General features: G+C 75.0%; 20 protein-coding genes and 1 tRNA gene. 6 read left to right on the top strand and 15 right to left on the bottom strand.

The window, feature by feature from the left end; all coding sequences use genetic code 11:
- The first annotated feature begins 40 nt into the window (after positions 1–40).
- Positions 41–649, top strand: coding sequence for a DUF1684 domain-containing protein (locus KUM42_RS13340; protein WP_237493019.1), 609 nt, complete (start codon positions 41–43; stop codon positions 647–649).
- A gap of 108 nt (positions 650–757) precedes the next feature.
- Here KUM42_RS13340 and KUM42_RS13335 read toward each other — a convergent pair whose 3' ends face one another.
- The 3 genes from KUM42_RS13335 to KUM42_RS13325 form a co-directional block, all read right to left on the bottom strand.
- Complete coding sequence (locus KUM42_RS13335) at positions 758–1,789, bottom strand: glycine betaine ABC transporter substrate-binding protein (RefSeq protein ID WP_237493018.1); 1,032 nt, start codon at positions 1,787–1,789, stop codon at positions 758–760.
- 149 nt (positions 1,790–1,938) lie between these two features.
- The gene (locus tag KUM42_RS13330) at positions 1,939–2,667 is read right to left on the bottom strand and encodes an ABC transporter permease (protein ID WP_237493017.1); all 729 of its coding nucleotides are present in this window, start codon (positions 2,665–2,667) and stop codon (positions 1,939–1,941) included.
- Complete coding sequence (locus KUM42_RS13325; protein ID WP_237493016.1) at positions 2,664–3,362, bottom strand: ABC transporter permease; 699 nt, start codon at positions 3,360–3,362, stop codon at positions 2,664–2,666. Before KUM42_RS13325 ends, KUM42_RS13330 begins: the two co-directional genes overlap by 4 nt.
- A 26-nt stretch (positions 3,363–3,388) precedes the next feature.
- Here KUM42_RS13325 and KUM42_RS13320 point away from each other — a divergent pair, with 26 nt between their 5' ends.
- On the top strand, positions 3,389–4,576 hold the full coding sequence (locus KUM42_RS13320; RefSeq protein ID WP_237493015.1) for an ABC transporter ATP-binding protein: 1,188 nt from the start codon (positions 3,389–3,391) through the stop codon (positions 4,574–4,576).
- A 60-nt stretch (positions 4,577–4,636) separates the two neighbouring features.
- Here KUM42_RS13320 and KUM42_RS13315 read toward each other — a convergent pair whose 3' ends face one another.
- The 10 genes from KUM42_RS13315 to dacB all read right to left on the bottom strand — a co-directional run bounded on the left by KUM42_RS13315 (position 4,637) and on the right by dacB (position 15,036).
- On the bottom strand, positions 4,637–5,122 hold the full coding sequence (locus tag KUM42_RS13315; protein ID WP_237493014.1) for a DUF3180 domain-containing protein: 486 nt from the start codon (positions 5,120–5,122) through the stop codon (positions 4,637–4,639).
- Entirely contained in the window at positions 5,119–5,610 is a 492-nt protein-coding gene (gene folK, locus KUM42_RS13310; protein WP_237493013.1) for a 2-amino-4-hydroxy-6-hydroxymethyldihydropteridine diphosphokinase, read from the bottom strand. Before folK ends, KUM42_RS13315 begins: the two co-directional genes overlap by 4 nt.
- On the bottom strand, positions 5,607–5,987 hold the full coding sequence (folB, locus tag KUM42_RS13305; protein ID WP_237493012.1) for a dihydroneopterin aldolase: 381 nt from the start codon (positions 5,985–5,987) through the stop codon (positions 5,607–5,609). The genes folK and folB overlap by 4 nt, the downstream gene beginning before the upstream one ends.
- Positions 5,980–6,843 carry a dihydropteroate synthase gene (gene folP / locus KUM42_RS13300; protein WP_237493011.1) on the bottom strand — a complete coding sequence of 288 codons (864 nt, stop codon included), beginning with the start codon at positions 6,841–6,843 and terminating at the stop codon, positions 5,980–5,982. The genes folB and folP overlap by 8 nt, the downstream gene beginning before the upstream one ends.
- On the bottom strand, positions 6,840–7,442 hold the full coding sequence (gene folE, locus KUM42_RS13295) for a GTP cyclohydrolase I FolE (protein ID WP_237493010.1): 603 nt from the start codon (positions 7,440–7,442) through the stop codon (positions 6,840–6,842). Before folE ends, folP begins: the two co-directional genes overlap by 4 nt.
- A gap of 65 nt (positions 7,443–7,507) precedes the next feature.
- Positions 7,508–9,508, bottom strand: coding sequence for an ATP-dependent zinc metalloprotease FtsH (gene ftsH / locus KUM42_RS13290; protein ID WP_237493009.1), 2,001 nt, complete (start codon positions 9,506–9,508; stop codon positions 7,508–7,510).
- Positions 9,509–9,757: 249 nt separating this feature from the next.
- Complete coding sequence (gene hpt / locus KUM42_RS13285; RefSeq protein WP_370629361.1) at positions 9,758–10,312, bottom strand: hypoxanthine phosphoribosyltransferase; 555 nt, start codon at positions 10,310–10,312, stop codon at positions 9,758–9,760.
- Positions 10,313–10,358: 46 nt separating this feature from the next.
- Positions 10,359–11,384 (bottom strand): tRNA lysidine(34) synthetase TilS, encoded by a 1,026-nt coding sequence (gene tilS / locus KUM42_RS13280; RefSeq protein ID WP_237492994.1) that lies wholly within the window; start codon positions 11,382–11,384, stop codon positions 10,359–10,361.
- A 10-nt stretch (positions 11,385–11,394) separates the two neighbouring features.
- Complete coding sequence (locus KUM42_RS13275) at positions 11,395–12,489, bottom strand: zinc-dependent metalloprotease (RefSeq protein WP_237492992.1); 1,095 nt, start codon at positions 12,487–12,489, stop codon at positions 11,395–11,397.
- A 39-nt stretch (positions 12,490–12,528) separates the two neighbouring features.
- Positions 12,529–15,036, bottom strand: coding sequence for a D-alanyl-D-alanine carboxypeptidase/D-alanyl-D-alanine-endopeptidase (gene dacB, locus KUM42_RS13270; RefSeq protein WP_237492990.1), 2,508 nt, complete (start codon positions 15,034–15,036; stop codon positions 12,529–12,531).
- Positions 15,037–15,453: 417 nt separating this feature from the next.
- On the opposite strand from dacB, the gene KUM42_RS13265 reads away from it, so the two are divergent.
- From KUM42_RS13265 to KUM42_RS13250, 4 genes are all read left to right on the top strand, one after another.
- Positions 15,454–15,942, top strand: coding sequence for an inorganic diphosphatase (locus tag KUM42_RS13265; protein ID WP_163611250.1), 489 nt, complete (start codon positions 15,454–15,456; stop codon positions 15,940–15,942).
- A 215-nt stretch (positions 15,943–16,157) separates the two neighbouring features.
- Positions 16,158–16,568 carry a large conductance mechanosensitive channel protein MscL gene (mscL, locus tag KUM42_RS13260; protein WP_237492988.1) on the top strand — a complete coding sequence of 137 codons (411 nt, stop codon included), beginning with the start codon at positions 16,158–16,160 and terminating at the stop codon, positions 16,566–16,568.
- Between the two features lie 275 nt (positions 16,569–16,843).
- Positions 16,844–18,361, top strand: a complete 1,518-nt coding sequence (locus KUM42_RS13255) for a S8 family serine peptidase (RefSeq protein ID WP_237492987.1) — start codon at positions 16,844–16,846, stop codon at positions 18,359–18,361.
- A gap of 146 nt (positions 18,362–18,507) precedes the next feature.
- On the top strand, positions 18,508–21,069 hold the full coding sequence (locus KUM42_RS13250) for a bifunctional diguanylate cyclase/phosphodiesterase (RefSeq protein WP_237492985.1): 2,562 nt from the start codon (positions 18,508–18,510) through the stop codon (positions 21,067–21,069).
- A gap of 68 nt (positions 21,070–21,137) precedes the next feature.
- On the opposite strand, the gene KUM42_RS13245 is transcribed toward KUM42_RS13250, so the two are convergent.
- Both KUM42_RS13245 and KUM42_RS13240 read right to left on the bottom strand, forming a co-directional pair.
- A tRNA-Thr gene (locus KUM42_RS13245) sits at positions 21,138–21,210 on the bottom strand.
- 69 nt (positions 21,211–21,279) lie between these two features.
- On the bottom strand, positions 21,280–22,458 hold the full coding sequence (locus KUM42_RS13240) for a DNA polymerase III subunit delta' (protein ID WP_237492983.1): 1,179 nt from the start codon (positions 22,456–22,458) through the stop codon (positions 21,280–21,282).
- Between the last annotated feature and the right edge of the window lie 52 nt (positions 22,459–22,510).

The following is a 22,510-nucleotide window of genomic DNA, read 5'->3' as shown; positions in this document are numbered from 1 at the left end:
GCGGTGCACCGCTCCCCCGGTGCGGTGGAACAGTGGGGCGGTGACGCTCACCCTCCTCGACTGGCGACGCCGCGTCGCTGCCCTCTACGCCGACGTCCGGGCCGCCGACGACCCCGAGTCGGGCTGGCAGCGGTGGCGCACCGGGCGGGACGCGCTGCTGGGGACCCACCCCGACTCACCGCTGGACGCCGCGGCCCGGCAGGCCTTTCCCGGGGCCCCGGTCGCCCCCTACGACCCGGCGCTGCGCTTCGACGTCCGGGTCGACACCGACGTGGAGCCGCTGCAGCTCGGGGTGCCCACCGGCGAGGGCGGTCTCACCCTGTCCCGGATCGGCCGCCTCACCCTCGGCGACGTCGGCCGGCTCGACGTGTGGTGGACCGGCGGCTACGGCGGCGGGGTCTTCCTGCCGCTGCGCGACGGCAGCGCCGGGACGACGACCTACGGCGGCGGCCGCTACCTGCTCGACACCGTGAAGAGCGCCGACCTCGGCGGCACGGACGGCCGGCTCGTCGTCGACCTCAACTTCGCCTACCACCCGTCGTGCACCTACGACCCGCGGTGGACCTGCCCGCTCGCCCCCGAGGGCAACCGGGTGACCACGGTCGTGGCCGCGGGTGAGCAGCTCCCGGCGTCCGGCAGCTGGTACTGACGCGACGAAGGCCCGCCCCCGGACGGGGAGCGGGCCTTCGTCGTGTCGGCCTCCCTGCAGGGGGCCCGCCGCGAGCTTGCTCGTGGTGGGGGGCAGGGAGGTCCTTCCTCAGCCCTGGGCGAGGGCGCCGTCGGAGCTGAAGACCAGGCCGATGGAGGCCTTGCCCTGCTGGATGGCGGCCTTGGCCAGCGGGCCGCCGGCGTCGGTGCCCTCGAAGCTGGCGAAGGACAGCCCGTAGGTGTCCTCCAGACCCGGCTGGCAGAACGGACGCTCCGGGCACTCCGGCGGGCCGGTGAGCACCAGGGAGCCGTCACCGCAGGCCGCGGTGAGGTCCGACAGCGTCGTGACGCCGAGCTTGTCCGCGAAGGCCTTGGTCACGGCGAAGGCGTTCTGGTCCGCAGCCTCCGACGGGGTGCCGAAGGTCAGGCCCGCGGCCTGGGCCAGCGGGGTGAGCGCGGTGACCGTGGCGTCGACGTCCCCGGAGGCGACCGGCGAGGCCGAGGCGCCGTTGGCCGCCTTGTTGAGGAACTCGGTGGCCGTGGAGAGGTACTCGGGGAAGACCTGGATGTCCCCCTTCTCCAGCGCCGGGAGGTAGAGCTCCCGGTTGCCCACGGCCTGCACCGTCGCGGTGAAGCCCGCGGCGTTCAGCACGTCGGCGTAGACGTTGGCCAGCACGGTGGACTCGGTGAAGTTCGAGCCGCCGACGACGACGGCGCCGCTGCCGCCGGAGACCCCGGAGTCCAGGCCCTTGTCCGCCACGTAGGCGGAGGCGACGTCCGTGGCGCTCTTGCGCTGGACGTCCACGTCGGCGTTCATCTGGACGAGGTCGTCGGTGGTGAGCACCGTGGAGACCTTGTTCAGCGTCTCCAGCAGCGCCGGGCTGGCGCTGGCTGCTGCCGCGTTGACCGCCGGGATGATGTTGTCGGCGTTCTGCAGGTCCTTGTCGTCGTCGAGGACGACGAGCTCCTTGCCGGCGACGGGGGCGCAGGCGTCCCCGGAGGCGGCGGAGGTGGCTGCCCCGCTGGCGGCGGCCGTGCCGCCGGTGGCCGAGCCGGACGACGAGCCGGACTCACCGCACGCGGCGGTGGTCAGGACGGCGGCGACGGCGAGGGTGGTGAGGAGATGGGCGCGTACGCGCATGTGTCCGCCTTCTGTGTCCCGTGGCGCCCGCTTCTGGACGGGCCACGCGTGTCTGGCGAGAGGTGTCCCGCGCTGCACACTCAACTCCCCGCGGCGCCCGTGATCAAGTGCGTTGTGCACGACGTGCCCGAACCGTCACCTGATCGCGATCAGAGCGGGGACGCCGCCACCTCGGCGGGCCGGCCGGGACGCTGCGCCCGGGCGTGCAGGAACGGCAGCCGCTTCTGCCCCGGGGTCAGCAGGAACGACACCACCGACAGCACCAGCTCGGTGAGCACCGCCAGTGCGGCGACCAGCACGGCACCGGCCAGCACCGCGCCGTAGTCCTGCTGGCCGAAACCCAGGCTGATGATCTCGCCGAGCCCACCGCCGGCGACGAGCGCGGCCAGGGTCGCGGTGGCCACCACCTGCACCGCGGCGGTGCGGACCCCGGTCATCAGCAGCGGCGCGGCCAGCGGCAGCTCGGCCTGGAACACGACCTGGCGGCCGTTGAGCCCCATGGCGCGCGAGGCCTCGACGACGTCCCGGTCGACCTCCCGGAAGCCGACGTAGGCGTTGGTCAGGATCGGCGGGACGGCGAACAGCGCCAGCGCGATCGTCGTCGCGGTCGGGCCGAAGCCGATGGGGGTCACCGCGAACACCGTGAGCAGGGCCAGCGTCGGCACGGCGCGGGAGACGTTGGACAGCGCCACGGTGAACCCACCACCCCGCCCGGTGTGGCCCAGCAGGACGCCGACCGGCAGGGCGACCACCATCGCCACCAGCACGGCGACCACGGAGATCCGCAGGTGCTCGACCAGCAGGTCGAGGATGCCGCCGCTCTTCGACCAGTTGAGCGGGTCGTTGAGGTACAGGTAGGCCTGGTGCCACACGCTCATGCCCGGGCCCTCCGGCTCCAGGGGGTGAGCAGGCGCTCGGCCCCGGCCAGCAGCAGGTCCGCGACCAGCGCGAGCAGCACGCAGCCCAGCGCCCCGGTGACGATCTCCGCCCGGTAGAAGTTGGAGTTGAAGCCGCCGGTGATCAGCTGCCCGAGCCCGCCGTGGCCGACGATCACCCCGACGGTGACCAGCGCGACCGTGGACACGGTGGCCACCCGGAGCCCGGCCATCACCGAGGGCAGCGCCAGCGGCAGGTCGACCTGCCAGAGCAGCCGGGCGCGGCCGTAGCCCATCCCGACCGCGGCCTCGCGCACGTCGGCGGGCACCGACTGCAACCCGGCCAGGAAGTTGCGCACCAGGATGACCAGTGAGTACAGCACCAGGCCGACGAGCACGGTGCGGTCGGACAGCCCGGTCACCGGCGCGACGAAGGCGAACATCGCCAGCGACGGGATCGTGTAGATCAGCGTCGACAGGCCGAGCACCGGGCCGGCGAGGTACCGGCTGCGCCGGGCGAGCAGCGCCAGCGGCAGCGCGATCAGCGCGCCGAGCACCACCGCGGCGACCGTCAGCCGCACGTGCTCACCGAGGAGGGCCATGATGGTGTCCCAGTTGCCGGACACGTAGGACGGGTCGAACCAGGGGTTCGGCGCGGCGTCCAGCGCAAGGACGTCACCGCTCGTCGCGCTCAGCACCGGGCGCCTGCCAGGAAGGCCACGCCGTGGACGCTACTGCCCCCTCCTCCTCGCCCGCACCCACCCAGGGGTCCGGCGCGGAGGAGATCCGGCTGGACGGGGTGTCCAAGACCTACCCCGACGGCACCGTCGGCGTCCGCGAGCTGGACCTGACCTTCGCCGCCGGCGAGCTGACCGTGCTGGTCGGCCCCTCGGGCTGCGGCAAGACCACCACGATGAAGATGATCAACCGGGTCATCGAGCCGAGCACCGGACGGATCCTGCTCGGCGCCGACGACGTCACCCGGGTCGACCCGGTACAGCTGCGCCGGCGGATCGGCTACGTCATCCAGAACGTGGGCCTGTTCCCGCACCAGACGGTGCGCCGCAACGTGGCCACGGTCCCCCGGCTGCTGGGCTGGGACAAGCGCCGCACCCGCGACCGGGTCGAGGAGCTGCTGGACCTGGTCGGTCTGGACCCGGCGACCTTCGGCGACCGCTACCCGCACCAGCTCTCCGGCGGCCAGCGCCAGCGCGCCGGGGTGGCCCGGGCGCTGGCCGCCGACCCGTCGGTGCTGCTGATGGACGAGCCGTTCTCCGCCGTCGACCCGATCGTGCGCGAGCGCCTGCAGACGGAGTTCCTGCGGCTGCAGGACACCGTGCGCAAGACCATCGTGTTCGTCACCCACGACATCGAGGAGGCCGTGCGCCTCGGCGACCGGATCGCGGTGATGAGCTACGGCGGCACCGTCGAGCAGTTCGCCCCGCCCGCCGAGCTGCTCGGCTCCCCCGCGACCCCGTTCGTGGCCGACTTCGTCGGCGCAGATCGCGGGCTCAAGCGGCTGGCGGTCACCGGCATCGACATGGCCGACCTGGAGCAGCCGCCGGTGGTGCACGTCGACGACTCCCTCGCCGACGCGCGCGCGGCGATGCAGCGCGCGGGCGCCCGGTGGGCGGTCGTGCTGGACGACCGCCAGACGCTGCACGGCTGGATCTCCGCCGAGCGGGCCGCCGGCGTGGGCACGGTGCGGGCGGCGGGCAAGCGGATGGAGGCCTGGGTGCCGATCGACGCCACCCTGAAGACGGCGTTCTCCACCATGCTGCAGCTGGAGGCCGGCTGGGTCGCGGTGCTGGACGGCGACCGCTTCTGCGGGGTGCTGACCCCCGAGTCGCTGCACGCCGCCCTGCGCCGCTCCGTGGAGGGCACCGTCCCCGAGACCGCCGGCGCCGTCTAGGCCCCCGTGCAGGGGCCCGCCGCGAGCTCGCGAGCGGTGGGGGGCACGGGGGTCCTTCAACTAGGCGCGGATGCCGCCGGGCGGGTCGTCGTCGTCCAGCGGCACCTTGCACACGTGCTCGAGCCAGAGCGCCGCCACGGTCAGGGCGACGGCGAGGACGACGCCCAGCACGGCGGTGACCGTGTCGCCCCGGGCGGCGGTGAGCCGGTCGAGGGCGGGGACGGTGTGCAGCAGCACGCCGGCCCAGACGCCGGTCAGGACGGCACCCACGTACGCACTCGCCTGGGCGAGCACCACCAGCCGGGCGACCAGCAGCGGCTCCACCGGCCCGCGCCCCGGCAGCAGCCGCCGCTCGCGCTGGGCCGCCAGCCGGGCCGCGAGGCTGCGGGCGGCGCCGGCCTCGGCGAGGGCGAGCAGCCCGACGGGCACCGGCAGCCACCAGCGCAGCGCCGCGAGCTCGCCGTAGGCGGCCCGCACGACCAGCCAGCTGGCGAACGTCAGCCCGAGCGCGAGGGCGACCAGGTCGCGGCGGCTGACCTGGTTCACGCCGGCACCACCGCGGCCACGTCCGCCGGGGGCAGCGCCGCCACCAGCCCGGCGACGGGACCGTGCCCGGGCAGCACCGCCGAGGGGTCGAGCGCCAGCCACGGCACCAGCACGAACGCCCGCTCGGCGGCGCGCGGGTGCGGCAGCAGCAGCTCGGGGTCGGCCGAGCGCACCGGCGTCCCGTCGTCGGCGGTGACGGTGACGACGTCGACGTCCAGCGTCCGGGCGCCCCAGCGCACCTCGCGGGTGCGACCGGCCGCCTCCTCCAGCTGGTGGGCCAGGGCCAGCCAGCCCGCGGCGTCCCGGTCGCCGGTGACGACGGCGACCGCGTTCAGGTAGGGCGGCTGCTCGACCGGCCCCCACGGCGGGGTCTCGTACAGCCGCGAGGCGGTGACCAGCCCGTGCCCGGCGAGGGCGTCCAGCGCGGTGCGCAGCGTGGCCTCCCGGTCGCCGAGGTTGCCACCCAGGGACAGGACGGCGGTGGTCACCGGCGGGTGCGGCGGATGGCCACGGTGACGTCGTCGGCGGGCACGCCCAGGTCCGCGTCGGGCTTGTGCACGGTGATCTCCACCGCGTCCACGAGCGGGTCGGCCAGGCACCGGTCGGCGAGCCGCTGGGCGAGGGTCTCCAGCAGGTCGACCGGCTCGCCGACCAGCACCGCGTGCAGCGCCTGCGCCAGCGCGGCGTAGTTCACGGTGCGGGCGAGGTCGTCGGTGGCGGCGGCCGGGGCGGTGTCCAGCTCCAGGGTCGCGTCGACCCGGAAGGTCTGGCCGTGCTCGCGCTCGGCGGGGTAGACGCCGTGGAAGCCGTGGCCGGTCAGCCCGTGCACGGTGATCCGGTCGGGACGGGGTCCTGCATCAGCCACGGGTTCCTCCAGCTGTTCGGGCGGCGCGCACGGCGTCGACGGTGGCGATGGCGTCCAGCGACTGCCGCGGGTCGTGCACCCGCACGCCCCAGGCACCGGCCTGGGCGGCGAGCACCGAGATGGCCACGGTGGCCGCCTCGCGGCCCTCGACCGGGCGCACGGTGCCGTCGGGGGCGGCCAGCAGCCGGCCGAGGAAGGTCTTGCGCGAGGCGCCGACCAGCACCGGGAGGCCGAGCCTGACGAGCCGGTCCAGCCCGGCCAGCAGCGCCCAGTTGTGCTCGGCGTTCTTGGCGAACCCCAGCCCGGGGTCCAGCACGAGCTGGCCGGGGTCGACGCCGGCGGCCACGACGTCCTCCACCCGGGCGGTGAGCTCGGCGGCGACCTCGGTGACCACGTCGCCGTAGCGGGCCGCGGCCTGCATCTCCCGGCTGTGGCCACGCCAGTGCATGAGCACCCACGGCACGCCGGTCTCGGCGACGAGCCGGGCCATGCCCTGGTCGGCCAGCCCGCCGCTGACGTCGTTGACCAGCTCCGCACCCGCGGCCAGCGCCGCGGCGGCGACCTCGGCGCGGGTGGTGTCGACGCTGACCCGCACACCCGCGGCGGCCAGCTCGCGCACGACGGGGACGACCCGGCGGCACTCCTCGTCGGCGTCGACCCGGTCGGCGCCCGGCCGGGTCGACTCCCCGCCCACGTCGACGTAGTCGGCACCGGCGGCGTGCATCGCCAGCCCGTGCTCGATCGCGACGGTCTGGTCGGCGAACGTGCCGCCGTCGGAGAAGGAGTCCGGGGTGACGTTCAGGACGCCCATCACCAGGCAGCGCTGCGGGCGCGGCAGCGGGATCGGGCCGGTCACCGGCCCAGGATGAGGCTCATCGCCTCGCCGCGGGTGACGGCGTTGTCGCGGAAGGCCCCGCGCACCGCCGAGGTGACCGTGGTGGTGCCTGCCTTGCGCACGCCCCGCATCGCCATGCACAGGTGCTCGGCCTCGATCACGACGATGACCCCCCGCGGTGCGAGCACCTCGAACAGGGAGTCCGCGATCTGGCGCGTCATCCGCTCCTGCACCTGCGGGCGCCGGGCGTAGACCTCGACCAGCCGGGCCAGCTTCGACAGGCCGGTCACCCGGCCGTCGGGGCCCGGGATGTAGCCGACGTGCGCCTTGCCGTGGAAGGGCACCAGGTGGTGCTCGCAGGTCGAGTACATCGGGATGTCCCGCACCAGCACGAGCTCGTCGTGGCCCTCGTCGAAGGTCGTGGCGAGCACGTCGCGGGGGTCCTGGGACAGGCCGGCGAAGGTCTCCCCGTAGGCCCGGGCGACCCGGGCCGGGGTGTCCACCAGACCGGGACGGTCGGGGTCCTCGCCGATGGCGAGCAGGATCTCCCGCACGGCGGCCTCGATGCGGGGCGCGTCGATGCGGCCCTCGGCCAGGTCGGCGACCGGGTCACCGGTCACCGGGTCCTGGCCGAGGCCGTCGACCTCGGACGTGCGGTCCTGCCCTGCTCCCCCGGGTGCGCCCGTCACCGGCGGGGCGCCGGCGTGCCGACGTCCCCGGTCGGGGCGCCGTGACCGTTGGCGGACGCGGCCGTGGAGCCGTTCAGGTCCGCCAGCTCCGCCGGGGTGAGCACCGGCGGGCGCTGCGACGGGGTGCGCTTGCCGAACCCGTTGTACGGGGCCATCGACGGGCGCTTGATCACCCCGGCGCAGATCCGGGTGATGTCCTCGTGGGACAGCGTCTCCTTGTCCAGGAGCTCCAGCACCAGCGCGTCCAGGGCGTCCCGGTACTCGACCAGGATCTCCCAGGCCTCGTCGTGCGCGGTCTCGATGAGCGCACGCACCTCGCCGTCGATGTCGGCGGCGACGGCGTCGGAGTAGTCCGGCCGCGAGCCCATGTCCCGGCCCAGGAAGGGCTCGGAGTCGGTGCTGCCGTACTTGACGGCACCGAGCTTGGAGCTCATGCCGTACTGGGTGACCATCGCCTTGGCCACGGACGTGGCCTTCTCGATGTCGTTGCCGGCGCCGGTGGTGGGCTCGTGGAACACCAGCTCCTCGGCGGCGCGACCGCCCAGCATGTAGGCCAGCTGGTCGATCATCTCCGAGCGCGTCTGGGTGTACTTGTCCTCGGTGGGCAGCACCAGGGTGTGCCCGAGCGAGCGGCCGCGCGGCAGGATCGTCACCTTGTGCACCGGGTCGGTGTTCGGCAGTGCGTGCGCCACCAGGGCGTGGCCGCCCTCGTGGTACGCGGTGACCTTCTTCTCCTTCTCGCTCATCCCCCGGGTCTTGCGCTCCGGGCCGGACAGCACGCGGTCGATCGCCTCCTCGAGGGTGGCGTCGGTGATCGAGGTGCCGCCGTGGCGAGCGGTGAGCAGCGCGGCCTCGTTGAGCACGTTGGCCAGGTCGGCACCGGTGAAGCCGGGGGTGCGCCGGGCGAGCGTGGTCAGGTCGACGTCGGCGGCCAGCGGCTTGCCGGTGGCGTGCACCTTGAGGACGGCGACGCGGCCGAGCAGGTCGGGGCGGTCGACGGCGATCTGCCGGTCGAAGCGGCCCGGGCGCAGCAGCGCCGGGTCCAGGATGTCCGGGCGGTTCGTCGCGGCGATCATGATCACGCCGCCGCGGACGTCGAAGCCGTCCATCTCGACGAGCATCTGGTTCAGCGTCTGCTCGCGCTCGTCGTGCCCGCCGCCCATGCCGGCGCCGCGGTGCCGGCCGACGGCGTCGATCTCGTCGATGAAGATGATCGCCGGGGCGTTGGTCTTGGCCTGCTCGAAGAGGTCGCGGACGCGGCTGGCGCCGACACCGACGAACATCTCGACGAAGTCCGAGCCGGAGATCGAGTAGAACGGCACCCCGGCCTCACCGGCGACGGCGCGGGCCAGCAGCGTCTTGCCGGTCCCGGGAGGGCCGAAGAGCAGCACGCCCTTGGGGATCTTCGCGCCGATGGCCTGGTACTTGACCGGGTTCTGCAGGAAGTCCTTGATCTCGTGCAGCTCCTCGATGGCCTCGTCCGCGCCGGCGACGTCGGCGAACGTGGTCTTCGGGGTGTCCTTGCTGACGACCTTGGCCTTGGACTTGCCGAAGGCCATGACGCCGCGGCCGCCACCCTGCATGGAGTTGAACAGCCAGAACAGCAGCAGGAGGAGCAGGACGAAGGGCAGGAAGCTCACCAGCAGGCTGACCAGGAGGTTGTCCTGGCTGACCTGGGTGTCGAAGGCGACGGGGCCGTTGCCGGTCGGGGCGTCGCGGACGGCGGTGAAGACGTCGTCGGAGGCCTCGGCCGGGTAGGAGGCGGTGACCTTGGTGCTGCCGTCGACGGCGCTCCGCAGGTCGAGGTCGACGGTCTGCTCGCGGTCGTTGATCGTCGCCTTGGTGACGTTGCCCTCGGCCAGCTGGGTCAACGCGGTGGAGGTCGGTACCTCCTGGTACCCGCCGTTGCCGCGGAAGAAGCTGGAGCCGATGAGAGCCAGCACGATGACGATGCCGATCCAGAACCAGACGCTCCGGACGATCTTCTTACGTTCCATACACCGTGTCCGGGCACCGGGGCGAGCCCGGCGTTGCCCGTCGACCCTCCTGATCGTCGCAGGACGCCGCCCGCGACCCCGGGTGGCACCCCGCGGCAGGGCGACGTCGTTCCCTCGAAGGTACACGTCGGGACCCCCGCCACAGTTCCCTGCGCACCGTCCCCGCCGTCGGTCCCGTCCCCGGCCCTCGGCCCTGCTGCAGGGGCCCGCCGCCGAGCGGAGCGAGGTGGTGGGGGGCAGCAGGGTCCTTTACTGGTAGACCTCGGGCTTGAGCGTGGCGATGTAGGGCAGGTCGCGGTACCGCTCGGCGTAGTCGAGGCCGTAGCCGACGACGAACTCGTTCGGGATGTCGAAGCCGACGTAGCGCACCGGCACGTCGACTTTCACCGCGTCGGGCTTGCGCAGCAGGGTGCAGACCTCGAGGCTGGCCGGCCCGCGGCTGCCCAGGTTCTTCAGCAGCCAGGACAGCGTCAGGCCGGAGTCGATGATGTCCTCGAGCACCAGCACGTGCTTGCCGGTGATGTCCCGGTCGAGGTCCTTGAGGATCCGCACGACGCCGGAGGAGCTGGTCGAGCTGCCGTAGGAGGAGACCGCCATGAACTCCATCTGCGTGGGCAGCTGCAGCGTGCGGGCGAAGTCGGACATGAAGAGCACCGCGCCCTTGAGGACGCCGACCAGCAGCACCTCGCGGCCGGCGTAGTCCACGGCCACCTGCGCGGCGAGCTCGGAGATCTTGTCCTGGATCTGCTGCTCGCTCAGCAGCACGTGGTCGATGTCCGGGCCGTACCCGTGGTCGTGGCCCAGTGGTCCGGCGGCCTGCGCTGCGGGGGTGGCGGGCTCGGTCACGGGCTCAGTGCTCCTCAGGGGGGACGGCGGTGGGACGGGCGGGCTGCCGTCCGGTCCGGGGACCGGGCACGGCGCCGCGCTGCACCTCCAGCCTGCCAGACGTGCGGACCACCCCCGTACCGCCCGGCAGGTCTGCCCGCCCCTGCCCCCTCCACCGGGTGAGGAGGGCGTCGACGGCGGCCAGGTGCACCGCCTGCAGGTCGCGCACCCCGGACCGGTGCAGCCAGCCGCGCAGCACCCGGCGGCGCAGCGCCGCGGGCAGCTCGGCCAGCGGGCCGGCCGGCAGGCCGCCGTCGGGGCCCTGCAGGGCGTCGAGCTCGGCGGCGGCGAGGGAGTCCAGCGCGTCGAGGTCCTCCCGGAGCATCGCCGCGGTGCGGCCCAGCGCCGGCGCCACCCCGCCGCCGAGCACCTCCTCCAGCAGCGGCAGCACCTCGGTGCGCAGCCGCACCCGGGTGTAGGCGGGGTCGGTGTTCCACGGGTCGTCCCAGACCGGCAGCTGCTGGGCGGCGCACGCGGCCCGGGTGGTCTCCCGGCGCAGCCCGAGCAGGGGCCGCCAGAACGGCGGCCGGTGCTCGACCATGCCGGCGACCGACCGGGGGCCGGAGCCGCGGGCGAGCCCGAGCAGCACGGTCTCGGCCTGGTCGTCGAGGGTGTGGCCGAGCGCGACCGTGGCCCGGTGCTCGGCGGCGGCCGCGGCCAGCGCGGCGGCACGCGCGTCCCGGGCGGCGCCCTCCGGGCCCCCGGCGGTGCCGACGGTCACCGGGACGACGAGGACCGGGGACAGCCGCAGCGACCGCAGCAGCTCCGCGGTGCGCCGGGCTTGGTCGGCCGAGCCGGCCTGCAGCCCGTGGTCGACGGTCACCGCGCCGACCGGGCGGCCGGCGCGGGGGGCCTCGAAGGCCAGCGCCGCGGCCAGGGCGACGGAGTCCGCTCCCCCGCTGCAGGCCACCAGGACCGGGCCGGTGGTCGCGGCGAGGCCCGGTCGCACGGCGCTGCGCAGCGCGGCGACGGCGGGGTCGGGACCGGCCATGCGGTGCGGCTCAGCCCGGGAAGGCCGGCCGGGTCTCCAGCACCCGCGTCACCCAGCGGGCGGGGTCGCGGAGCTCGTCGCGGTGCGGGAGGTTCTCCGGGCCGGCCCAGACCTGGTTGAACCCGTCCATGCCGACCAGGTCGACGACGCCGGCGACGAACACCCGGCCGTCGGCGTACTGCTGCATCTTCTGCTCCAGCCCCAGCAGCCGGCGCAGCACGCGGTCGACCGGGCTGCGGCCCTTGCGGCGCTGGGCGAACCGCTGGCGCAGCACCCGCACCGAGGGGACGACGTCCGGTCCGACGTTGTCCATCACGTACTCGGCGTGCCCCTCGACCAGGCTCATCACCGCGGTGACCCGGTCGAGCACGGCGCGCTGCTCGGGGTGGGTGACCAGGCTCATCAGCCCCTGCGGGCCGTCGTCGTCGGACCCGCCGCCGCGGACGGCGTCCACGACGCTGCGCAGGACCTCCTGCAGCCGGTCGAGCAGGACGTCGGAGTCCAGGTCGGTGGCCTCGGCGAAGAGGGCCATCTGGTCCTCGAGGTAGCCGCGCAGCCACGGGACGGCGGTGAACTGCAGCTGGTGGGTGACCTCGTGCAGGCACACCCAGAGCCGGAAGTCGGTCGGGTCGACGCCCAGCCGGCGCTCGGTCTCGACGATGTTCGGGGCCACGAGCAGCAGCCGCCCGCCGCTGCCGAACACCTCGTACTGGCCCAGCACCCGGGTGCAGAGGAAGGCCAGCACGCCGCCGGCCTGGGCGCCGGTGACCCGCGAGCCCACGGCGGTGGCCAGCGCGCCGGGCGTCTTGCCGGTCGCGGCCTGGATGCCGGCGGCCAGCGGGTCCAGCAGGGCGCTCATGCCCGCGGTGTTGGCGTCGACCCAGCCGGGGCGGTCGACGACGGCGACGGTGGGCTGCGGGCCGCCGGGCACGGGGCGCATCCCGGTGAGCTCCTCGACGTGTGCGACGGCGGTGGCGGCGGCCCGGTGCAGCTCCGCGACGACCGCGCCGGCCTCCGCGCGCGTCGTCGGCGGACCGGGCTTCACCAGGCGCCGGGCGGTGCGGCCGGCGAGGTCCCAGTCGACCAGTGACGAGGGGCGGCTCATGCACCGACCGTACCCACCGGGCCCGTGCCCGGCCCCTCGTCAGCGGCAGCCGCAGCCCGCGAGCGCCGCCGCCACCCGGTCCAGCGCCGCCTCGCTCGCGACCGGCCCGCCGGTGGTGCCGTCGGCGAGGACGGCGAAGGCCAGCAGCCGGCCGTCGGCGGTGAGCACGGTGCCGGCGAGGTCGTTGACGCCGCCGAGCGTGCCGGTCTTGGCACGGACGGCGGCGGGGGCGCCGGTGCCGTCGGCCGCGCGATCGGCCAGGGTGCCGTCGTAGCCGGCCACCGGGAGGCCGGAGAGCAGGGCACCGACGCCGGGGATGCTGCCGTCGGCGGCACCGCGGAGGACGTCGACGAGCAGCCGGGCCGGCACCCGGTCGTCCGCGGCCAGCCCGCTGCCGTCGGTGAGCGACACCCCGGTCGTGTCCAGCCCGGCCTCGCCGAGCGCGGCGGTGACGGCCTGGGCGGCGCCGTCGAAGCCGGCGGGCAGGCCCCGGCGCAGCGCGACCTGGCGGGCGAGGTCCTCGGCGAGCAGGTTGTCCGAGGCGTTCAGCGCCTGCTCGACCAGCCGGGAGACCGGCGCGGACTCGACCCGCCCCAGCGTCCGGGCGCCGGCCGGGGCGACGCCCGCGGCCACCGGGACGCCGGGTGCACCGAGCGCAGCGGCGAGGGCGGCGCCGGCGTCGGCCGCGGGCCGGCCGCTGCGCGGGTCCCGGCCGGGACGGACGCGGGCGCCGTCGACGGCCACCGCGGTCACCGGGGCGGCGTAGGTGGACGGGGCGTCGCCCGGGCCCCAGGCGGGCGCGGTCTCCGGGCCGGTGAACAGCGAGCCGTCGACCACGACCCGGGTGACCGGGGTGCCGCCCAGCGCCGTGCGGACCTGGTCGGCGAGGTCGGCCACGGTCGCCGCGCCCGGGTAGTCGGTCGAGGGCGCGGTGGTCGACAGCGTCGGGTCACCGCCGCCCACCAGGACGACCTCGCCGGGGGTGCTGCCGGCCACGACCGTGGTGGCGATCGTGTCGGTCGGGTCCAGCGTGGTCAGCACGGCCAGCGAGGTGAGCAGCTTGTTCGTCGACGCCGGGGTGCCCGGGTCGGCGGCGTCCCGGTCGAGGAGCACCTGGCCGGTGGCCACGTCGACGACCTGGGCCGACAGGCCGCTGCCCAGCGCGGGTGCGGCGAGCAACGGCGCCAGGGTGGCGGACAGGACGCCCGGGTCGGGGACGGGCGCGGTGCCGGCGAGTTCGGCGAGCACCGGCTGCGGGTCGGTGAGTGCGGGCAGGACCGCGTCGGGGACCTGCTCGGCCTGGGGTGCCGCGGGGCCGGCGTCGCGCCCACCGGTCCGGTCGAGGGCGAGCCAGACGCCGCCGGCCAGCAGGGCGACGGCGAGGACGGCGGCCACCAGGACCTTCGCGAGCCGGCCGCCCCGGCTGCCCGCTCGCGCCCGGCGTCGCCCCCGGACCGGTGCCGCGGTGGCCCCAACCACGGCCGGTGCGGCGGTGGAGGTCGCCGGTCGCGGCGACGGGCGGGCGGCAGCCCACTCCCCCGCTTCGCGCTCGGCCGCCTGCTCGGCCGCGGCGCGATCGGCGGCGACCTGGTCGGCGGCGGCCTGCGCGGCGGCCAGGTCCGCTGCCTGCTCCGCCGCCGCCTGGGCCGCCGCCTGTTGAGCGGCCTCTCGCTCCACGGCCTCGCGCTCGACGGCCGCCCGCTCGGCCGCGAGCGCCTGCTCCGCTGCCGCGGCCTGCTGCGCAGCAGCCCGGTCCGCGGCCTCCTGCTCGAGGGCCGCCCGTTCCGCGGCCACGGCGGCCGCTGCGGCGGCACGGTCGGACTCGGCCTGCTGTGCGGTGGCCAGCTCGGCGGCGAGACGGTCGGCCTCGGCCTGCTCGGCGGCAGCACGCTCCGCCGCCGCACGCTCCGCGGCGGCACGCTCGGCAGCCAGCCGCTCAGCCTCGACGCGGTCGGCCTCGGCGCGCTGGGCCGCCGCCTGGTCCGCCGCGGCCTGGTCCTCGGCAGCCCGCTGGGCTGCCCACTCCCGGACCGCGGCCAGGTCGGCGGCTGCCTGCTCCGCGGCCAGCCGGGCGATCTCGTCCTCGCCGAGCGTCGCCTGGTCGGCTGCGCGCGACGCCGCCGCGGCCTGCTCCGCGGCGCGCTGGGCGGCCCACTCCTTGACGGCGGCCAGGTCGGCCGCGGCCTGGGCAGCGGCGGCGGCACGGCGGGCAGCCGCCACCGGGTCCTCGGCCGAGACGTCGTCCGGGACGGCCGGCTGCTCGTCGTCCGGGACGGCCAGCTGCTCCGCGTCCGGGACGGCCAACTGCTCGTCATCCGGGACGGCCAGCTGCTCGTCGTCCGGGATGGCGGGCTGCTCTACGTCCGGGACGGCACCGGCCGGGGTCGCCGCGCCGTCGTCGGCGACCGGGGCCGCCTCGGACCCGTCGGCCGCGGGCTCGACGTCGGTGACGTCGGTCGCCGGCTCGGCCTCGGTGACCGGCAGCAGGGGTGCGTTCTCGACGGCATCCGGGACGACGGCACTGTCCGCGTCGACCGCGGTGGGCAACGGATCCTCCGGGGCGTCGTCCTCGGGCGCCGGGAGGTCCACGGCGTCCGCCGCAGGCCCGTGGTCCGGCCGCGCCCCGGCGTCCGCACCGGGCACCGGTCCCGCCGGCAGGTCGCCAGCCTCGGGAACGGCTGGGGACTCGCCGGCGGGCGACTCCTCATCGGCTGCGGTCGACGGCTGGGGTGCGTCGGACTCCTCGGCGGCCGCGGGCCGGGCAGCCGTCGCACCGCCGGCTGCGCTCACGTCCTGGGCGGTGGCGCCGTCGTCCGGAGTCGTCGCAGCGGGTCCGGGAACGATCCCGTCGACACCCGACCGGGGGACCTCCGCGGGCTCCTCGCGCGGTCCTGACGAGATCTTCTCCACCCCCTGGGGTGACCTCCGCCCACACAGCGGCCGGTCGTAGGTCACACTATCGACGTGCAGTTCGACGTGACGGTAGAAATTCCCAAGGGCCAGCGGAACAAGTACGAGCTGGACCACGCCACCGGACGCATCCGCCTGGACCGGATGCTGTTCACCTCGACCCGGTACCCCGCCGACTACGGGTACATCGAGGAGACGCTCGGGATGGACGGTGACCCCCTCGACGCGCTCGTCCTGCTGGAGGAGCCGACCTTCCCCGGGTGCCTCATCACCTGCCGGGCCATCGGGATGTTCCGGATGACCGACGAGGCGGGCGGGGACGACAAGGTCCTCACCGTCCCGGCGACCGACCCGCGGGTGGCCCACCTGCAGGACATCACCGACGTGTCCGAGTTCGACCGGCTGGAGATCCAGCACTTCTTCGAGACCTACAAGGACCTCGAGCCGGGCAAGTCCGTCGAGGGTGCCGAGTGGGTCGGCCGCGCCGAGGCCGAGGCCGAGATCGAGGCCTCCCGCAAGCGCGCGCTCGACGCCGGCTACTGACCCCTCGGCGGTCCTCCCGCCGAACGCGCACCGACCAGACGGCGGCGCACCCCACCGGGGTGCGCCGCCGTTCCGCGTCTGCGGGGTGACGTCGGTGCTGCGGGCCCCACGCCGCCCGACCCGCGCAGGGGACGGCGCCCGGGTCCTGCACCCGTCTGCGGACTGGGCGCAGAACCGTTAGTCTTCGCGCCCACCCGCACCGGCGAGGAGTCCTCATGCGCTCGATGCTGACCAGCTTCAAGAACTTCGCCTTCTCCGGGAGCCTGATCGACCTCGCCGTGGGCCTGGCGATCGGCGCCGCCTTCGCGGCGGTCGTCGAGTCCCTGGTCGGGGACGTCATCCTCCCGCTGGTCGCCGCTGTGTTCGGCACCCCGGACTTCAGTGCCCTGGTGCTGACGGTGAACGGCTCCGACATCCGTTACGGGTCGTTCCTGACGTCGTTCGTCTCGTTCCTCCTGCTGGCCTTCACGATCATGCTGCTGGTGCAGGCGGTCCGTCGCGCGACCGGACGTGAGGCGGCAGGCGCGCAGGGCAGTCGCGAGTGCGACCACTGCAAGAGCTTCATCCCGGTCGACGCCTCGGTGTGCATGTTCTGCACCCGCGACGTCGAACCCGTCGTCCCCTGACCGGACCGCCTGCCCGGCGCGCGTCGGGTCCCCGTCCCCACCTGCCTGTCGAGGGCTCACCCGTCAGCCCGCGAGCTCACCGTGGCGACCCGTTCGGGGTTCCGGCCCCCGCGGTGGTCGCCCGCAGGGATGACAAGCACCCCCGGGGTGATGACACCGACAGTCGCCGGTGCGCTACTCACAGTGTCGTCATGCCACGGACGGCTGGACACCGTCAGCAGACCGCACAGATGGGACAACGGAATGTCATCAGGTCACCTCACACGGATGCGCTCATGAGCTCGTCCGCACTGCCCCGCAGCCGGCGCACGAGCGCTGCCGTCGTCGCCGGCTCCACCCTCGCCGCCGTCGTCCTGGGCGCCGTCCCCGCGAACGCGGCGACCGGCTCCCTCGGGTACGACGCGGTCGCGGACAAGGGCTCGCTCTACAACGTCGCCGAGGTGCTCGGCGCGCACACCTCCTACGCCAGCGGGATCACCGGGCGGGGCATCGGCGTCGCCCTCATCGACACCGGCGTCGCACCGGTGCCGGGTCTCACCAGCGGCAACGTCGTCACCGGCCCGGACCTGTCCTTCGACAGCCAGGACCGGGACGCCGCGCACGTCGACGGCTTCGGCCACGGCACGCACCTGGCCTCGATCATCGCCGGCCGCGACGTCGCCGGCACACCGGCGTCCTACGCGAACCCGGGCCGTTTCGCCGGCATCGCGCCGGACTCCACCCTGGTCAACGTCAAGGTCGGCGCCGGCAACGGTGCCGTCGACGTCACCCAGGTCATCGCCGGGATCGACTGGACCGTCGAGCACGCGAAGGACCCGGGCCTCAACATCCGGGTCATCAACCTGTCCTACGGCACCGACTCGCTGCAGAGCAGCAGCGTCGACCCGCTCGCCTACGCGGTGGAGAACGCCTGGAAGCACGGCATCGTCGTCGTGGTGGCCGGCGGCAATGAGGGCGACACGACCAAGACCCTCGCCAACCCCGCCAGCGACCCCTTCGTGCTCGCCGTCGGCGCCATGGACGACGCCGGCACGGTCACCCGCTCCGACGACACGGTCCCCAGCTGGTCGACGCACGGGACCGACGGCCGGCACGTCGACGTGGTCGCCCCGGGCGTCTCGGTGCTGGGTCTGCGCGTGCCGGGCGGCACCGCCGACGTCGCGAACCCGCAGGCCCGTGTCGGTGACCGGTTCGCCCGCGCCTCGGGCACCTCGCAGGCCGCCGCGGTCGTCAGCGGCGAGGTCGCCCTGCTGCTGCAGGCGTTCCCGCTGCTGACCCCCGACCAGGTCAAGGGCGTGATCACCCACTCGGCGAGCGGTGTGTCCACGGCCCCGACGAAGCTGGCCGGTGCCGGCACGATCGACGTCGTCACGGCGCAGAAGCTGCCGAAGGCGCCGCTGCCGCAGCCGATCGCCCCGGCGATCGGGTGGAGCCGGGGCACCGGCTCGCTGGAGGCCTCCCGCGGGTCGTCGCACGTCTCGAACGGCAGCACCGAGCTGACCGGCGAGGTCGACCTGTTCGGCCGCGCCTGGAACGGGGCCGCCTGGGCCCGGTCGACCAGCGACGGCACCGCCTGGAACGGCGGCAACTGGCGCGGCGCGGCGCTGACCGGCGGCGCGTGGAACCGGGGCGTCTGGCCGACCGCCACGTGGACCGGCAACGACTGGAGCGGGGTGTCCTACACCTCCGACCAGTGGTCGGCCCGCACCTGGCGTGACGACTCGTGGTCGGCCCGCACCTGGCGGGACGACTCCTGGTCGGCCCGCACCTGGCGCGACGAGGGTTGGCGCTGAGCGTGGCGACCACCTGGGGCGGCCGGACCAAGCGTCCGGGCAGCGGTGGTCGACCCGCGTCCTGACCCACGCGGGTGACGTCGGAGCGGGGTGGGCTCAAGGGCCCACCCCGCTCTGCCGTTGGTCCCCGCAGGAGGTGGGGCCAGGTGGGCACCAGTGAGGGGACCGGGACCGCGACCGCGCGGCTGCCGTGGCTCCGTGGGCACCTCAAGAGCGTCCTGGTGCTGCTGCAGACCGCGGTGCTCCTGGCGCTCGCCGCCGCCGTCGGCGGCCCCCTGCTCGACGACGGGCCGTTCCGGACGACGGTGACGCTGCCCTGGTGGCTGCTCGCCGTCGGCTTCGCCGCCACCGAGGCCTGCGTCTTCCACCTGCAGACCAGACGCGAGGCGCAGACGGTCTCGGTGAGCGAGCTGCCGCTCGTCCTCGGGCTCGTCTTCGCCGGTCCGCTCGCGCTGCTGGCCGGCCGGCTGGTCGGCTCGGCCGCCGTGTTCGTGCTGCACCGGCGCTCGGCGCCGCTGAAGACCGTCTGGAACCTGGCGCTGATCAGCCTGCAGACGGCCGTCGCCGTCGCACTGTTCCGGTTGCTCGCCTCCGTGCACCCCGACGTCCCGTGGCTCTGGCTCGGCGCCTACCTGGGGCCGATCGCCGCCAACTGCATCGGCACGATCGCCCTCACCCTCGTCATCGCGGTGTACGAGCGGGGCGTCCACGTGCGCGAGCTGCTGCGCGACCTGCTGCGCGGCGAGCCCGCCGCCCCGGTCGTGATCACCCTCGCGCTGGTCGCCGTCACCAGCCTCGACGCCTCCCCCGCCAACGCCTGGCTGCTCGTGCCCACCTTCGCCGGGCTCCTGCTCGGCTACCGCGCCCACGCCTCGCTCACCGACCGCCACCTCAACCTGGAACGGCTCTTCCGCTTCACCCAGGCGGTCAGCAGCTCACCGGAGGTCGAGCAGGTGCTCGGCAGCGTGCTGGGCGAGGCCAAGGAGCTGCTGCACTCCGAGCGCGCCGAGGTCGCGTTCCTCGCCTCCGCGCAGGGCGACGTCGCCACCGTCCGGCTCGGGGCGACCGACCGGCTCACCCGCGCGGAGGCCCCGCAGAGCGCCGAGGACGGGTGGCTGCTCTCCCAGGTCGTCGACGACGGTGCCACCGTGCTGATCCCCCGCGGCACCCGTGACCCGGAGATGCGCGCCTGGCTCGACGGGCACAAGGCCCGCGAAGCCCTGGCCGTCCCGCTCCGCGGCGGGGCCGGCGTGCTCGGCGCACTGATCGTCACCGACCGGCTCGGGGACGTCCGCAGCTACGACCAGGACGACGTCCTGATCATGGAGACCGTCGCCAACCACGCCAGCGTCGCCCTGCAGAACGGCGAGCTGGTCGACCAGCTGCGGCACGAGGCGCTGCACGACGCGCTGACCGGGCTGCCCAACCGGGCGATGCTGATGCGCCGGCTGTCCGGCGCGCTGGACGAGGTCGCCGCCGGGGCGTCGGCGGGTGCGACCGTGATGATCCTGGACCTCGACGGGTTCAAGGAGGTCAACGACACCCTCGGCCACCAGCAGGGCGACCTGCTGCTCATCGAGGTCGGCGCCCGGCTGACCGCGGCCATCGGGACCGCCGGCGTGGTCGCCCGCCTCGGCGGCGACGAGTTCGCCGTCCTGGTCGGGGCCAGCGGCGACGAGGACGCCGTCGTCCGGATCGCCCGCCGCGCGCTGCGCGTCCTGGAGCACCCGGTGGTGCTCGACGGCATGGAGGTCGAGATCGGTGGCTCCCTGGGCCTCGCGCTCGCCCCGCAGCACGCCGGCGACCCCGCCGGCCTGCTCAAGAGGGCGGACCTGGCCATGTACGACGCCAAGGCCTCCGGCCGTGGCCTGCGGGTCTACGACGCCGACCTGGACTCCACCGACCCGCGCCGGCTCACCCTGGTGGCCGAGCTGCGCTCCGCCCTCACCCGCGGCGACCTGCGGGTGCACGTGCAGCCCCAGGCCCGCGCGGACACCGGGACGACCGTGAGCGTCGAGGCCCTCGTCCGGTGGGAGCACGCCGAGCTCGGCTGGATCTCCCCGGCGGAGTTCATCCCGATCGCCGAGCGCAGCGGTCTCATCGGCCCGCTGACGACCGTGGTGCTCGACCAGTCCCTCGCCGCGGTCGCCGCCTGGCGGCGGCAGGGCATCGACCTGGGCATCGCGGTGAACCTCTCCACCCGCAGCCTGCACGACGCCGATCTCGTCGACGAGGTGCAGCGCCTCCTCCGCCGGCACGACGTGCCCGCCGCCCGGCTGACCCTCGAGGTGACCGAGGGCTCGGTGATGGCCGACCCGACCCGCGCCATCGCCCTGCTGCACCGGCTGCGTGACCTGGGCTGCCGGCTGTCGGTCGACGACTTCGGGACGGGCTACTCCTCGTTGTCCTACCTCAAGCGGCTGCCGGTGCACGAGGTGAAGATCGACCAGAGCTTCGTCACGGGGCTGCGGGAGACCGGCGAGGACCTCGGGATCGTCCGCGCCATCGTCGACCTGGGCCGGCACATGGGCCTGGAGGTCGTGGCCGAGGGCGTCGAGGACGGCACGACCTGGGACCTCATCGCCTCCACCGGCTGCGACCTGGTGCAGGGCTGGCACCTGGGCAGACCCATGCCGGTCGAGGACCTGCCCGCCTGGCTGCGCGGGCCCGGCCGCCCCGAGGCGCGCTCGGTGCTGCACGCCCTCTGACCCGTCCGGCCACGGGGACTCCTCACCCGCGACCGACCTGCCAGCAGAGGGCTGACCGGCCAGGTGCGAGCCGCCTGTCGGAATCGAACCGACGACCTTCTCATTACGAGTGAGACGCTCTACCGACTGAGCTAAGGCGGCGGACTGCGCGGGTGAGCTTACGGCACCGTCCCGGTCCGGCTGCGACGCCCCCGCCGGGACGGGCGGAGCTCAGGCAGGCAGCCGCAGCGCCACGGTGAGCGCCTCGACCGCGATCTGCGGCTTCACGTTCTGCTCCAGCGCGGTGCGGGCGGCCAGCACCGCGTCGATCCGGCGCAGCGCACCGTCGGCACCGATCCGGCGGGCCAGCTCGACGGCGTCGGCACGCCGGTCGGGGTGGGCCAGCGGCACGGTCAGCTCGGCCGAGGCCGCCGACGCCGCGCTGACCACCAGCGCGTCGCGGTACATCGCGGCCAGGTCGACCAGCGCCCGGTCCAGGGAGTCACGGCCGATCCGGGTGGCCCGGGACTTCTGCCGCTTCTCCAGCTCCTTGAGCTGGCCGGCGCCGCGGCTGGCCGCGGCCACGCCCGGCCCGCGGGCCCCCATGCCCAGGCTGGCCTTCACCGCCTCCGTCTCGGGGACGTCGACCTCGGCCACGGCCTTGTCGGTCTCCTCCTTCGCCGTGCCGACCAGGTCGTCGGCGGCGTTAAGGCAGGCGGCCAGCGAGACCAGCGACAGCGGGATGTCCAGCACCGCCTTGCGGGCCAGCCGGGCCGACTCGTCGCGGGCCAGGTGCCGGGCGCGCCCGACGTGCCCGGCGGCGGCCGCCGCCGCCCACGAGGCCAGCGCGGGGTCGATGCCGTCGCGGCGGACCAGCACCTCGGTGACCGCCTCGATCGTGGGGGTGCGCAGCGGCACGACCCGGCAGCGCGACCGGATGGTGACCGAGACGTCGTCGGGGTGCAGCGAGGGCGCGCAGAGCAGGATCACCGCGCGCGCCGGCGGCTCCTCCAGGGTCTTGAGCACCGCGTTGGACGCCGCCTCGGTCATCCGGTCGGCGTCCTCGACCAGCACGATCTGCCAGCGCCCCCGCGACGGGGCGCGCGCTGCGGTGCCGACGATGGCGCGCACCTCCGCGGCACTGATCGACAGCCCCTCGGGCACGATCCGGTGCACGTCGGCGTGGCTGCCGGCGAGCACCGTGCGGCACTCGTGGCAGGTGCCGTCGCCGCCGTTGGGGCACTGCAGCGCCGCAGCGAAGGCACGCGCGGCCACCGACCGGCCCGAGCCGGGCGGGCCGGTGAACAGCCAGGCGTGGGTCATCGCGGACGGCGAGGCCACCGCGGCCTGCAGCTCGGCGACGACCGCCGGCTGCCCGACGACGTCGGCCCACACCCCGGTCGCGGTCACGCCCTCATCGTCCCTCAGCCGGGCCCGGCCCCGTCCCGAGGCCCACCCCGGG

Origin of the sequence: Modestobacter sp. L9-4, assembly GCF_019112525.1 — a bacterium.
Classification (GTDB): Bacteria; Actinomycetota; Actinomycetes; order Mycobacteriales; family Geodermatophilaceae; genus Modestobacter.
The sequence above is the reverse complement of the archived record's forward strand: the minus strand, read 5'-3'. Positions and strand labels throughout refer to the sequence as shown.